10 protein-coding genes are annotated in these 14264 nt (G+C 52.8%); all 10 read right to left on the reverse strand.

All coding sequences use genetic code 11. The features are described from left to right. Window positions 1–26: 26 nt before the first annotated feature. Window positions 27–1058 carry an SMP-30/gluconolactonase/LRE family protein gene (locus tag ACQ66Q_RS08560; RefSeq protein WP_430456404.1) on the reverse strand — a complete coding sequence of 344 codons (1032 nt, stop codon included), beginning with the start codon at window positions 1056–1058 and terminating at the stop codon, window positions 27–29. A gap of 22 nt (window positions 1059–1080) precedes the next feature. Next, a complete protein-coding gene (locus ACQ66Q_RS08565; protein WP_430456405.1) occupies window positions 1081–2082 on the reverse strand; it encodes a LacI family DNA-binding transcriptional regulator in 1002 nt (333 codons plus the stop codon). Window positions 2083–2158: 76 nt separating this feature from the next. Further along, window positions 2159–3487, reverse strand: a complete 1329-nt coding sequence (locus ACQ66Q_RS08570; RefSeq protein WP_430456406.1) for a glycoside-pentoside-hexuronide (GPH):cation symporter — start codon at window positions 3485–3487, stop codon at window positions 2159–2161. 87 nt (window positions 3488–3574) lie between these two features. Then, window positions 3575–4909 carry a GH1 family beta-glucosidase gene (locus ACQ66Q_RS08575; RefSeq protein WP_430456407.1) on the reverse strand — a complete coding sequence of 445 codons (1335 nt, stop codon included), beginning with the start codon at window positions 4907–4909 and terminating at the stop codon, window positions 3575–3577. A 246-nt stretch (window positions 4910–5155) separates the two neighbouring features. After that, the gene (locus ACQ66Q_RS08580) at window positions 5156–5863 is read right to left on the reverse strand and encodes a DUF6445 family protein (RefSeq protein WP_430456408.1); all 708 of its coding nucleotides are present in this window, start codon (window positions 5861–5863) and stop codon (window positions 5156–5158) included. A 1-nt stretch (window position 5864) separates the two neighbouring features. Continuing rightward, entirely contained in the window at window positions 5865–7370 is a 1506-nt protein-coding gene (locus tag ACQ66Q_RS08585) for a tryptophan halogenase family protein (protein WP_430456409.1), read from the reverse strand. Window positions 7371–7423: 53 nt separating this feature from the next. Beyond that, window positions 7424–8485 (reverse strand): cupin-like domain-containing protein, encoded by a 1062-nt coding sequence (locus tag ACQ66Q_RS08590; RefSeq protein ID WP_430456410.1) that lies wholly within the window; start codon window positions 8483–8485, stop codon window positions 7424–7426. Window positions 8486–8488: 3 nt separating this feature from the next. After that, window positions 8489–9226, reverse strand: coding sequence for a SapC family protein (locus ACQ66Q_RS08595; RefSeq protein ID WP_430456411.1), 738 nt, complete (start codon window positions 9224–9226; stop codon window positions 8489–8491). Window positions 9227–9254: 28 nt separating this feature from the next. Then, window positions 9255–10826, reverse strand: coding sequence for a tryptophan halogenase family protein (locus ACQ66Q_RS08600; RefSeq protein ID WP_430456412.1), 1572 nt, complete (start codon window positions 10824–10826; stop codon window positions 9255–9257). A gap of 177 nt (window positions 10827–11003) precedes the next feature. After that, window positions 11004–13970: a TonB-dependent receptor gene (locus ACQ66Q_RS08605; RefSeq protein WP_430456413.1), complete on the reverse strand. Its 2967-nt coding sequence runs from the start codon at window positions 13968–13970 to the stop codon at window positions 11004–11006. Window positions 13971–14264: the final 294 nt, after the last annotated feature.

The following is a 14264-nucleotide window of genomic DNA, read 5'->3' on the forward strand; positions in this document are numbered from 1 at the left end:
AAACCATGCAGGCAAAGACGCCAATATTAAGTTTTCAGCTTGATCCGCAGTAAATACTGACTAGCAGTGATATAGAGATAATGCCGATCGCTGCTGAGCGCGACATTCGCCGCAGCAACACCGGTGTTGATGCGTCCAAGCACTTTGCGATCTGGGCTGATCACCCAGACCCCGCCGGGTCCGGTGGCAAGTAAAATGCCATTCGGCAGGACTTTTAAACCATCCGGTAGCCCCGGCGCTTTGGCTACTTCGGCCGTGACATCCAGCCACAGTTGGCCATCCTGATACTGCCCCTGCGCATCGCGGTGAAAACGCCACCACTGTGCAGCGGCCGGATCTGAATTCGCCACATACAAATATTGTTCATCCGGCGATACCACGAGGCCATTAGGCCGGGTTAATCCGGCGCTGACTAAGCTCACGCCACCATCGGTGCCGAGTTGATAGACGCCGTTATGCGGTTGTTGTTTGTCAGGAGATCGATCGCCGTCTTTTAAACCATATGGCGGATCAGTAAATAAATAACGGCCATCCTGCAGTTCAATCAGGTCATTTGGACTATTAAACGCTTTGCCCTGATATTGCTCCGTCAAGCTGCGGAACTTTGCTTGTTGCCCTTGCTGGGCGGTGCGGATCGCTAACCGGCGATCGCCATGCTGTGCCAGCACTAGTTCCGATTTTTTATTAAAAATCAAACCGTTGCTGCCTTCACTCAGTGCTGATTTTTGGTGGCCTGTGGCGCCGGACGGGCTCAGGTACAAGGTTGAGCCTGTCGCAGCTGACCAGCGCCAGATTTGATTCTTTGGAACATCGGAAAACAATACCGCACCGGTGCCGGGCTCTGCGACAGGACCTTCCGCCCACTGGTGCCCCGTCGACAGGATCTCCAGTTTCGCATCGGCACTAATCACTTGCAGCATCGCCGCATCCCGCACTTCAACAGGCTGTTGTGGCAATTCGGCCGGCCAGCCGGCAGCTGCTTGCACAGCAGACATTCCGGCGACCTGCAACAACAGGGCAGCTAACAGACGCGGAGCAAACCGGCGGGACAGAGTCATCAGTGTTCTCTCCAAAAAATAGTTATTGCGCGCGAATGGCTGAGCCGCGGACGACCAGTTCAGGTTCAAATACGTTATTGACCAGGGTCTGCTCATCAGCATAGACATGGCGTAACACCCACAAAGCCGCCATCTTGCCCATCTCATGGATTGGGTTATTGACTGTCGTCAGCTTAGGTGAAATGTATTTTGCAAAAGGAACATTGTCATAACCGATCACCGACAAGTCGCGCGGGATCACCAAACCACGTTGCAAACAAACGGCAATAGCGCCGGATGCCATCTGATCATTGGCGCAAACGACGGCACTGAATGCCTTGCCGGTTTGTAACAACGCCAGCATGCCGGCTTCGCCACCCTCTTCTTTATAATCACCTTCGATATACAGCGCGGGGTCAAATACCAGACCACCTTCTGCTAAAGCCCGTTGATGGCCGACCAGTCGTTCCATCGCGTCGTGTTTGTTTTTCGGGCCGGAGATATAAGCAATGCTACGATGACCTAAATCCACCATATGCCGGGTCGCCAGATAGCCACCCAGTTCGTTATTGAGGTAAATACAGTGGTGCTCCATCGCCTGGATGTAGCGGTTGATCAGCACAATAGGCACAGAGCGCTGACTGAGCTTTACCAGATAGTCATCAGAAACGGCCTCGACATCGAGGATCAATGCATCGCATCCGCGGCTGAGCAGAAACTCGACACTGTCCTGTTCCACGGTGGCATCACTATGCCCGACGGCGATGATCACGTGTTTATTTTGCGCGCGCAGTGCCGCTTCAATTTCGGCCATCATCGGACCGTAATACGGACCGTCGAGTTGCGACACTAACACGCCAACGCTATTCGACACATTCGAGGCCAGCGACTGGGCAATGGTATTGGGCCGGTAATCCAGCTCGGCCATGGCATCCAGTACTTTTTGCCGGGTTTTATCGCTGACATTGCTGTTTTTGTTAATCACCCGGGACACTGTGGCCAGCGACACGCCGGCGCGCAGTGAGACATCGTAAATCGTAGCCATCTGTGTGATTAATCCCCAAGCTATTGTTGCATAACCCGAATAGTATCAGCTTTTTGACCACTGCTGCCCGGCAATTTCAGCTGGCGCTTTGCTTCAATTCCAACTGGATCTCGGTCATTTTGGCGCTGTCCAGCAGGTAGCGGCGCATCACGATCGCGACAATCACCGATCCAATTGCTGGGAACAAAGTGAATGACAACAAAATGCCATTTTTTGCTTCATCAGTTTGTGCCGTATCAGCCTGATAACCATACCCGGCCAATAACCAACCGGCTGCGGCACCACCCAGTGCTAAACCCAGTTTGATAAAGAAAATAATCGATGAATACACCATGCCGGTGGTGCGGATGCCGGTTTTCCATTCGCCGTAATCAACCGTGTCAGCCATTTTTGCCCACAACAACGGTGTTGCTGCATTAAAGCAGAAGTTCCAGGCGATAAAGACGACAAAAGCAACCGTCAGCTGGTCAGCCGCAACCCAATAACTCAGCGCACAGAAAAACGCAGCCGCAAGCTGTAAACCAATGTAAGCCTTCACTTTTTCGACCTTCTTTGCCAGTGGATTGGCAAACATACAACCAGCCATACTACCGAGCATGCCCAGGGTGATAAACAACGTAATGTCATCCGGTGCACCGAGGTAATATTTGACGTAATAGATGGCCATGGTGTTTTTCAGCACATTGCCGGTCAACAGGAACAACGCGGCCACCGACAACACGCGCCACTGGTCGTTTTGCCACAAGGCTTTGAAATCTTCGCGGAAGTTAGTTTTGCGCTCGACTACAGTCTGCACCCGCTCTTTGGTGCCGGCAAAACAAAGTAAAAACATCAGAACACCAGCCACACTCATCAGCAGAATGGTCAGCTGGTATCCTTTGGCTTTATCACCAGCACCTAAATAATCGACCAGTGGCAAGGTCAAAGCGGACACCAGCAGGCCGCCGATAAAAGCACAGACAAAGCGGTAAGATTGCACCGATACCCGCTCTTGCGGATCTGCCGTTAACACACCACCTAAAGCGCAATAAGGAATATTAACTGCGGTATAGACCAGCATCAGCAACGTATAAGTGACGAAGGCGTATATCATTTTGCCCTGATCAGACAAATCCGGCGTGGTAAAAGCCAGCACACTTAAAATGCCAAAAGGGATGGCGCCCCATAGGATATAAGGCCGGAATTTGCCGTGTTTGCTGTTGGTGCGGTCGGCGATAGCGCCCATGATCGGATCTGTCACCGCATCAATGATCCGCACCGCGAGGAACATAAAGCCGATATAGGCCGGCGCCAGGCCAAAAATATCGGTGTAAAAATAAGTCAGGAACATCATGACCGTCTGGAACACGATATTACTGGCGGTATCACCAAGACCGTATGCGATCTTCTCCCGCTTACTGAGCATAAGCCACCCTGTCAAAGTTGTTGATTTGTTTTAGTTTTATTTGCGAACGGCGCATCGTTGGCGCCGTTTTTTTATTATGTTATGCGCTTAGCCTTTGCGGCTTAAGCTCAGGTCACGAAACGCCAGCCCGCTTTGTTTAATCACCCGTTGTTGTGTCGAGTAATCGACATAGACGATACCAAAACGTTTCAGATAGCCTTCGGCCCATTCGAAGTTATCCATCAGACTCCAGGCAAAATAACCACGAACATCCACACCTTGCCGGATCGCGCTATCCAGTGCCAGTAAATGTTGCTGATAATAACCAAGCCGCATGTCGTCCTGCACCACGCCATCAACCAGCTCATCCGCGCCAGCAGCACCATTTTCCATGATGTACAGCGGCGGTAACGGGTAGCGGCGATGCAAATCCAGCAGCAGGTCGGTAAATGCCTGTGGATAAATTTCCCAGCCAATATCGGTTTTCGGCGCGCCTGCCTGGTCAACCACAACAAAACCTGCTGTTTCATCAGCACGATAGACATGACGGGTATAGAAGTTGATTCCGAGGTAATCCAGCGGCGCCGCGATAATATCAAAATCGCCAGGCAGGATCTGTGGCTGTTCATCAGGGGCCAAGGTGTTGATGCACTCCGGATAAGCCTTATCAAACAATGGCTTGATATACCACTGATTAAAATACTGGTCGGCAAGATCTGCCGCAGCAACGTCAGCCGGCGCATCAGTTTCGGCATAACAAGGCGTGAAATTTAACACGATGCCGTGTTGCGCCTTTGGTGCGTTGTTACGCAGTTTTGGCATCGCCAGGCCATGCGCTAACAGCAAATGATGCGCACTTTGCCGGCCCCAGCCTTTGTTTTTCAGGCCTGGCGCATGTACGCCAATTTCATAACCAAGGTATGAGCTGCAAAACGGCTCGTTCAGCGTGGCCCAGGCATCGACTAAATCAGCCAGTGCTGCGGAGATTTTGTCGGCATAGTCCGCAAAGGCATAAGCAGTGTCGCGATTGCGCCAGCCGCCTTGATCTTCTAAATACTGTGGCAGATCCCAATGATACAAAGTGACAAAAGTGCGGATGCCTTCGGCTTTTAATGCGCAAAGCAGGTCGCGGTAAAACGCCACACCAACTGGATTCAGTTCGCCGTTTTGCTGCATCACCCGCGGCCAGGCGATCGACAATCGATACGCATCGACGCCCAGCGACTTGATCAGCTGCACGTCCTGCGGCCACAACCGAATATGGTCACAAGCCACAGCGCCATGACTAGCATCGCGGATGGCTCCTGGCGTCGCGCAAAAGGTATCCCAGATACAAGGCAAACGGCTGTCTTGGCCGCCTTCAATCTGGAATGAAGAAGTGGCTACACCAAACACAAAATCGGTGTCTAAAATGCGGGAATCCGCCGGCAGTTGTAATGTCATTGTCGTCTCTTGGCTATCCACTTGTCTGATCCCCTGTACGGGGTATTCCGCCACGCTGCTCAACGGCAACAGGTGACAGATCTTATTTTGTAAGCGCTTTCAAATGAATGTAACAACTGCTTGCCAGATGGTCAAGCAGACATCGAGAGTAGATTGAAATTTCGCTGCTTTTAGTCAGAAATCGGCGTAAAACCCGCACTTTGTTAGCGCTTTCAATATAAACTAAACGTCAGGTTAAATTGCGCATCAACGCTTGGGTTGAAATTGCACAAACAGATTGGCAGTCAGACGACCTTGCAGCGGATCTGCCGACAAGTCTGTGCCCGGTTCTACTAACGCTGAGTGCAGCAAGTGACCGGGATAGACCAACAGCCTGTTCGGTTTATAAGCCAGCTGCTGATACAAAGTGAAATGTGGTGTTGCTGCGCCGGGAAAACCGGCCGCAGTACCGCCCTGTATGGTCAATTGCTGCTGCAACTGGCTGAAATATCCTTGCTGCTGCGCCGGCGTAATTTTTTCAACACCTGAAGCGTCGTGACGGAAAAAACCGGTGCCACCGTGCGGCCCATCGGCCAGATAATGCAAAATTGCCAGATGCAACGGCTCGGCTTTATCAAAATGCGGTAAACGCTGCAGCGGCAATAGCTGCGCTGCCGGTGTGGTCAGCAACGACAAGTACCATTGCTGTGGGATCAGGCGGTATTCCGGCGGCGGCTGCACCAATTGCAGTAACAACGGATACAGCGCTTCGAGCAGGCAGCGGGCGTAGGCTTGCGGCAGCTCAGCCCGAATACCGGGGTAATAAGAGCCTTTGTCTTCGCGAAATGCTGCGCCAACTGCATCCTGACGGATCTGGCTCAGATCCGTCAGCGCATCATCAATCAGTAAAGCGCGGGTGCGGCTTTGGCCTAATTCCAGCCAATGCAGCTGCGCTTGTGGGTTAAAAACATACACCTCACATCATCCGGCTTTTACAGTAGTGCTGGACAAAATCATAGTGCGGCGGCCAGGCCTGAACCTGCCGTGCCACATTGGTTTTGATATTGCCAAGGAACTGCGCCAGCTCCGACTGCGGCATCAAATCCACAATCGGATGGTGCTGTTTTGGTGTCAGGCCCTGCCCCAGCATCACCTGGATCCAGGAGCTTTCACCAAACAGTTCCTGGGCGAATTTGTAGACTTTACCGGCCTCACCAAACATCTCGATGCGGTGCGCCAGCGACGGCGGGATCTCCATCGCGGCACAATGGCGCCAGAAAGCACTGTCGTTACGCTCCGTCACTTTGTAGTGCAGGATAATAAAATCGCGGATGTTCTCCATCTCGATTTTGGTCTGCAGGTTATATTCATCAACATCGGCCTGCACCACAGCCCCGGCCGGCATCATCTGCAGCAAGCGGATAATGCTGCGCTGAATGAGGTGAATACTGGTTGATTCCAGCGGCTCGAGGAATCCGCTCGACAAACCAATCGCGATACAGTTTTTATTCCAGTGTTTACGTCGGGTGCCGGTGCGGAATTTAATCAGCCGGGGCTCGGTCAGCATCTCGCCCTGCACATTGGCTTTAAGCAGCGCTTTGGCATCCATGTCGGACAGATATTTACTGCAATAAACCAGACCATTACCGACGCGGCTTTGCAGCGGAATGCGCCATTGCCAGCCCGCCGGATGGGAAATTGAGCGGGTATAAGGCACCGGTGTGCCGGTCGACATCGTCTGCACCGCGACAGCACTGTCACAGGGTAACCAATGCGTCCAGTCGTCATAACCGGTCATTAAAGTCTGTTCAATCAGCAAACCACGGAAGCCGGTGCAATCAATAAACAAATCGCCTTCGAGTAGCTGACCGGACTCCAGCAGCAGTGCTTTGATAAAACCGTTCTGCGGATGTTGCTGGCCGTACACATGCTGTTGCACCTCAGCGATTTTCCCCTCGATGCGTTTAACGCCATGCGTTTCTGCGATACCGCGCAGAAATTTGGCATAGAGGCTGGCATCAAAATGGTAAGCGTGATTCTGATCCTGACCGGCCAGTGCCGCAAAACGCCCTTCCCGCGCCGCCAGATGCTCGGCGCAATAATCGCCAATGTCACTGGCGATGCCCATGTCGCGGCCTTTGAGCCAGAAATGCTGGAAACCACAGGCCCAGCAGTCTTTGCCTAAAAAGCCAAAGGAGTGCAGATAGTCTTTGCCAACATCGCGCCAGTTTTCAAACATGATGCCGAGCTTAAAAGTGGCATTGGTCGCGGCCATCATGTCCGCTTCATTGATATTGAGCAGACGATGATACAGATGCAAAGTGGGAATAGTCGCCTCGCCGACACCGACAGTACCAATTTCGTCGGATTCAATCAGGGTCACATCCAGCTGTTTACCCATCAGCTTGCATAGGGCCGCGGCGGTCATCCAGCCTGCAGTGCCGCCACCGGCGATCACCACCCGTTGTTTGTTGTTTTGCATCTGCCTATCCTGTCAAAGTTGCTGTGATTTGTGCTATTTCAGTCTCTGAATAGTCATCGTTGTAATTTCTGAATAATCAGGCTTCTGAGCGCTCGCGCGGTCGCCTCATCCAGCGGCTGGCGCAATAAGCCCTGCGCCGCCGGTGGCAATTCAGCGCCGCCAGCGGGCTCATCGGCGAAAATGTAATAGTCAAACAACGCCTGCCAGGCTTTGCGCTGGGCCTTGGGTAAATGCCGGATACTGAGCATGGCATTTAACAAGGCGTTGTTGGGCCGTCCCAGATAGGCTGGCGTGTCGCGCCACCAGTGGGTCAGCAATAAATTCAGCTCATCGAGCGCTTCAACATGATGCCACCACATCGACGGCATAAAGAGTACGTCGCCCGGGGCCAGCGTGACCTGAAAACCTGCGGCCAGCGCCTGCGAGAAACGTGGGAAGCGCGAGTAATCCGGCGCGGCGAAATCAACCAGACTGACATCCTGCCCACCCGGTGCAAACTCCATTGGCCCCGGGTACAGGTTCACGACCTGTTCCGGCGGAAATAAGGTAAAGCGTCGATGCCCGACCAGATTGCAAGCCAGGTTGTGCGGGAAATCATAATGCGCGGCAATACGGCTTTTGCTGCCGAGCCAGATACTGACCAGCGCCTGCGAAGCGCCAGGCCCCCCATTAAGCAAACCTTCAAGCGGCAGCTGATGTTGTTCGCGGATCCCCGGAAAATACTGGCCGACTTCAGTCGAGCCCATGTAAATCGAAGCGCCACTTTGCACCAGTGCCGGGTCCAGCAGACGCTGACACAAATCGGCAAACGGCAGCGGCCCGCCCTGATAGTTAAAACCGGAAAAATCTTTGTTGTAAAACACCCGGCCGCGCGTTTCGGGCGGCAGGTAACAAGCGGTTACCGGCAAACCAGCACTGTAGCCGTGCAGCAATGCCAGCACTGCAGCTGGGCTTTGCAAGCCGGCTTGCGTCAACGGCCAGTGCCGGCATAGCCCACGCAGCACAAGCGGCGCTTCGACACCGGCTAAAATCGCCGCCAGCGCCGCCGCATCGGGCATTCTGCCCGACTCTGCGCCATGCGCTGTACTGAGCGTGAGTTCGGCAACCGGCTGCATATTTTACAATCCCAGCTGTTGGTTTTTCAGTGTCACCAACTGACGGATCTGCGCCTGTGACGCAATCATCAGATAAATCGCCTGCAGGTAGCCGTGCTGATGTAATTGCGCCAACGCCGCGCCATCGAGTTTCGCCAGCTGCTCTTCAGCAATAGTCAAAAAGCCAACCAGCTGATGGCTGCTGCCGTCTTTCAGCGTGACATTCACCGTAATCGGCTCCAGTAACTGATATTGCTCCAGCAACGCAACAAAGTTGTTGGCATCCTGCATGCCAAGGTGCAGCGTTTCCAGCAGACCAGCCATGTCCTGCAGGAACGGCGTCTGACCACCATAAGGCAGAAACAGGGGCTCTGCGGCGCCTGGATTATCACCACGGCAAACGCGCGGATGGTCCAAATCGATATGCAGTACCCGTTGTTCCCGCACCATGCCGTCTTCACGCACTTGCTGACGGCCAATTAAAAATGGCTGACGGCGTACGGACAGTGGCAAATATTGCTCCTGCCAGCCGCTTTGCAAAAACAGGTTCTCGCCGTGCTGAAATCCAAACAGCGCAACCGGATATATTTGTTGGCTTTGGGTATCTTTAAAGAAAAACAATGGATAACAGGCGGCACAACTGCGCATTTCCAGTGGGAACGTGGTAGCGAACCACTGATTGTCGCCATATTCAGCGCCACGGGCCGTGATCACACGCACATCTGCGTGGTCGGCGGCATTTAATAACACAGGCTGGGTCATGCTTTATCCTTCTCTCTTTGTTTTCGTTTTAATTTTTCATTGCGAGCTGTTGCAGCAATTGCCGGTTGTCCGGCAGCAGTTGCTGCAGCTTGGTTAAATCCTGATAATTTTGCGCGAACAGCGCACGGGCTTTCGCCTGTTGTGACGGCTTAGCCGCCAATGTCTGCGTCAGTGCGCCCATGCCATACAGCACATATTGATAGCTGGCGGCCGGAAACAGCAAATCCTGATAAGCAAAGTCCAGCGGTTGCGGCACTTGCTGCTGCCACAATTGCAGCTGGTCTTGCAAAGTCTGTGGGATCGAAGCTGTCTCACGATGTGCCCGCCAATACGGCGTGTCGCGTTCTGATAGCACATAATGCAGCTTCAGAAACTCGATAATTTGTTGCCAGTGACGCAGAAAAGTCCGGTTCATTTTCGCCGCCGCCAGCGGGTATAGCGCCACGTCCAGCGGTAAAGCTGCTGCCAGCGTTTTGGCACTCCACTCCACCAACGCCAGTGCCGAGGCTTCCAGCGGTTCAATAAAACCGGCCGCCATCCCGACCGCAACACAGTTTTGCTGCCAGCAGCCGTTGCGATAACCCGGCTGAAATTGCAGTTTGCGCGGTTCGGCTGCTGCGGCCAGTTCCGCACCGGCGGATTGCGTTAAATAGCTGCGCAGGCACGCATCGGCTTCGTCGTCGCTGCAATAGTCACTGGCGTAGACAAATCCGACACCACGCCGGGTCGGCAAGCCGATATCCCAGACCCAGCCACTGTGCTGCGCCGTCGAGATGGTATTACTGGCGATCGGTGTTTGTGCATCCGGATATGGCACCTGCACCGCCAATGCGCGGTCGTTAAACAGAATATGTTTGACACTGTTGAGCGGTGTCTTGAGCGCCTGGCCCAATAACAGCGATTGCATGCCGGTGCAGTCGACATACAAATCCGCTTGATAAGCAGCAAGATCATTACGGCCTGCCGGCATCGCCAGCAGCTTGTCGATAGCGCCATCACCGCGCAGCACCACTTCTTTCAGGTGCGCCGGAATATACCGCACGCCGAGTTTGTCCTGACAATGCCGCTGCAACAGCGCAGTAAATTTGCCGGCGTTTAAGTGATAGCCGTAGTTGAGCACCGGCTGATAATCCGGCGCCTGCGGCAACCGCGGCGCAAAACCGGCACGGCTGAGCTGATATTGCGTGGTGACAGCATCGGCAAAGGCGATGTCCGTGGCAAATGGCAACCAGCAAGCCGCCAGATTAAATTCGGGCCAGCCGGACGGTAACGTGAATGGGTGTAAATAGCTGCTGCCCGGTTTTAACCAGTCGACAAACAATGAACCTTGTTTGGCGCTGACGTCGCAGCAACGAAAGAATTCTGTTTCAGAGAGACCAATCAGTTTTAAGGTCTGACGCATCGAAGGCCAGGTACCTTCACCAACGCCAATGGTTGGCACATCCGGCGATTCCAGCACAGTCACCTGGACACGGGGTTGCTGCGCCAGCACGCCCTCGTCAAGATTGTGCGTTGCGCTCAGCACCGCAGCCGTCAACCAGCCGGCGGCTCCGCCACCAACAATCAGCACTTCAGTTTTCGCAGGAGGACAGCTTGGCATCGGCGTGACCTTTTACAACTTTTTATGAGTAGAGAATGGCGCATTCAGCAGAATACAGCCGAAAAAAAAGCGCTCTGCAGCATGCAACAAACCGCGGTTGCAAACAAGAGAGCGCTTACAATTCAGCAGGGCAAATCCTATGCACCTGCTGTCTCACTTCACCAGTGACAACTTCGGTTAGAAGCTGTAACGGGCACCGATGCTGTAACGAGAGCCTGCTTCAGTCAGGTTCAGCACCTGCTCTTTAGCACGGCCGTGCACACGGATGTACTCGTCGGTGATGTTCAGCGCTTCCAGATACACGGTTAAGCCTTTGACTTGCGGCAGGTCATAGCTGACCGACGCGTCAATTTGTGAATAAGCTTCAGTATATTTCGGGTTCGCACCGGTATCCTGACCGCGGGAGTTCAGGAACTCATCACGCCAGTTATACGCAATCCGCGCCTGCAAGCCATTGTTCTCATAGAACAGAATGGCGTTGGCGGTGTCACTTAAGCCCACCAGCGCCGGCTGGTCTTTCAGGATAAAGTTGTCATATTCAACGCCCGAATCCACCATGGTGTAGTTCAGGATAGTGCCAAAACCGGTCTCACCAAAGGCGTGCTGAATGGCAAATTCCCAACCGTCGATGGTTTCTTCTTCTGCACCGTTGGATGGGGTGTCGATTTTGAAGATCATCGTATTGTCTTCACCGGCTTTACCGCTGATGACTTTACCGGCAACGTTGACACTTGGATCTTTCGAGTAATTCGCAAAGATCCAGTTCCGGATCGCCGCCGCATCAGCACCAACTGCGGCTAAGGCTTCGCGATACTTTTTACCATCCGCCGGGTTCGCCAGGTTGTAAATGGTCGAATCGACTTTCAGGTTGGTAATAAAGTTCGTCACGTTTTTGCGGAAATAACCGGCTGACAAATAACTTGCTTCGGCATAATACCACTCGGCAGAGAAATCATAGTTCTGTGATTCCAGTGGTAACAGGCTTGGGTTGCCTGAAGAGCCGCTGCCGCCTGAACGGTTCGCCAGCGTGCCGACTACAGTACCGCCCTGAATAGACACATAATCCGGCCGACCAATAGTTTCGCTGTATGCAGCCCGTAACATCACATCTTCAACGATTTCGATATTGAAGTTGATGCTTGGTAATACGTAATCATAATCACCGGTTTGGGTCTGGAATTCGCGCTTGCCGCTGGCATGCAGAGCAATCTCGGTATCAGCGATCCAGTCTGCGCGGTCATAAGCAGCGACTGCAGAAGTCGAAGTCACGTCGGTTTGTTCATAACGTAGGCCCACATGCAGATCGTATGGCTTGCCTTTCCAGTCATTCCGATAGTTGTACTGCACATAAGCCGATTGTGATTCTTCTTCGGTGTAACGGTCAGTATCACTGGCGTAGTCTGTCGACGGGCAGAAATCAGTGCCACAGTCGCCTTTGCCTTTGTAACCGGCCGGTGTGTACAGCTTTTCAGCCTGCGCCCGAACCCGTTCAAAATCCCACATAAAGATTTTGTTCAGGACATCAAAGCTCTTGCCGGTAAACGCTGAGAAGTTGCCACCATTGGCGGTGAATTTGTCGTGGATGGTTTCTGCCGGGAACCAGCTTGGATCTAAATCACCGGCTTTACCCACTCCACCCCAATCGTTACGCTGCACGTTGACGGACTGTGAATGGTTGTCAACGGTGGTCAGCGCAATACCAAAATCGATGTTTGATTCGTCATTCAGGGTGTAATCACCGTCAAACTGCACCTGGTCAATTTCAGATTTGTTGCGGGCATTACCGAATACAGAACCTGTCACGCGCATATCCTGAGGCGTTACGGCGTTACCACCACCCACTGCCAGCACCGGTAAATCACCGCTGAAATCAGTGGCTGCATAAGTGCGGACAAAACCAGCCGTACTTAAACTGCTGTTAGAGCCATTCGGGCTGTTTGGTTTGTTTTCGGCTTCAGATTTGTGCAAGTCGAACGTCAGGTTCAGCTTGTCGTTGACTTCCCATTCCAGGTTGAAACCCAACGAACCGCTTTCGTTACGCACGCCGTAGTCACCGGCACCCATTGATAAGTCTTGTTTCGCATCGTAAGTTTCGGAATAAACCAGTGGCGATGATACAGGACCGTCAGTCCAGACGCTGGAAGAAGGCGCAAAGGTAAACCAGGCCGACACGTCGTTGTATTGCGTGTCGATGTCGTTACGCATGTAGGTGTAATCCAGCGTCGCTTTGATGTCATCGCGCGGGCTGTATTGCAGCACTAACTGGCCATTAGTGCGTTTACGTTGTTGTTCTTCAAACTTGTAGATAGTGGTTTGTGGCACTGAGTACACTTCGTCAGCACTTGGACGGTTGACCTGATTGCCTTGTGGTACACCGCCCCATTCTGCAGTACCGGCGCCCCAGTTATCATCCACTTTACCTAAGAAGCTGCGCCAGCCAGTGCCGACGTTCGCTTGCTGGTTACCACTTTCGCGTTCCTGATAGGAACCTGACAGCAAAATACCGAATTTGTTGTCGTTAAATGTATTGGAATACAGCGCTGACACTTCAGGTGTAGCACTGCCTTTGTCGGTAGAACGATCATCTACTGCGGCGACGCTGGCAATGGCTTTTGTGCCCGGCGAATCGAGCGGGCGCAGCGTTTGTACATCGATAGTTGAACCGATGCCACCAGTCGGGTTAGACGCTAAAGCAGTCTTATGGACTTCAACACCGCTGATGGAGTCAGAAGAAATGTTGGCGAAATCAAAAGAGCGTGAGCCTGTGGTCACTGGCATCTGACGACCGTTTAATGTCACCAGGTTAAAGTCAGGGCCAAAACCACGCACAGTGACTTTACTGCCTTCACCGTTGACGCGGTCAATCGACACACCGGTGATCCGCTGCAGCGATTCTGCCAGGTTGGTATCCGGGAACTTACCGATATCTTCCGCCGAAATAGCATCGAGGATGCCTTCAGATTCGCGTTTGGTGTCCATCGATTTGATCAGACTGCCGCGAATTCCGGTGACCGTAATCACCTCGATTTTGTCTTCTTTGGCCGCTGCAGCGTCATCTGCAGCTGCATAGCCGGGCATTGCAACGCCAAGCACCAGCGCAATGCTGGTGGCGAGTCTGCTCTTGTGAAATGTAGTTGGATTCATTTGGTTTCCCTGTCGACTGTGTTTTCTGGCTTTTTTTGCTCGTCTGCTGACGAGACGTTGCGCCTTTTTCTTTGGTGTTGATACTGCCCTGACACACTTCTGAAAGCGCTTTCAGGACATTAGTTGATTTTTTATAATGCGTCAATACAAAAAACGTAACCCATGTTATCTCATTGTTTAATATGATTTTATATACCAGTAACCGGTTACATAATAGACAGCAATAGACGCCCATTGTGCTGGGATTGACGCGGAGTCAGGCGGAAAAAGCACTTGGCCCTCTGGAAAAACGAT

Source organism: Rheinheimera sp. (assembly GCF_965283995.1).
In the GTDB taxonomy this organism is placed as follows: domain Bacteria; phylum Pseudomonadota; class Gammaproteobacteria; order Enterobacterales; family Alteromonadaceae; genus Pararheinheimera.

Bases quoted from the DNA above. Each gene is read 5' to 3' on its own strand.
- ACQ66Q_RS08560 (WP_430456404.1), bottom strand. From the start codon at position 1,058: ATGACTCTGTCCCGCCGGTTTGCTCCGCGTCTGTTAGCTGCCCTGTTG.
- ACQ66Q_RS08565 (WP_430456405.1), bottom strand. From the start codon at position 2,082: ATGGCTACGATTTACGATGTCTCACTGCGCGCCGGCGTGTCGCTGGCC.
- ACQ66Q_RS08570 (WP_430456406.1), bottom strand. From the start codon at position 3,487: ATGCTCAGTAAGCGGGAGAAGATCGCATACGGTCTTGGTGATACCGCC.
- ACQ66Q_RS08575 (WP_430456407.1), bottom strand. From the start codon at position 4,909: ATGACATTACAACTGCCGGCGGATTCCCGCATTTTAGACACCGATTTT.
- ACQ66Q_RS08585 (WP_430456409.1), bottom strand. From the start codon at position 7,370: ATGCAAAACAACAAACAACGGGTGGTGATCGCCGGTGGCGGCACTGCA.
- ACQ66Q_RS08590 (WP_430456410.1), bottom strand. From the start codon at position 8,485: ATGCAGCCGGTTGCCGAACTCACGCTCAGTACAGCGCATGGCGCAGAG.
- ACQ66Q_RS08595 (WP_430456411.1), bottom strand. From the start codon at position 9,226: ATGACCCAGCCTGTGTTATTAAATGCCGCCGACCACGCAGATGTGCGT.
- ACQ66Q_RS08600 (WP_430456412.1), bottom strand. From the start codon at position 10,826: ATGCCAAGCTGTCCTCCTGCGAAAACTGAAGTGCTGATTGTTGGTGGC.
- ACQ66Q_RS08605 (WP_430456413.1), bottom strand. From the start codon at position 13,970: ATGAATCCAACTACATTTCACAAGAGCAGACTCGCCACCAGCATTGCG.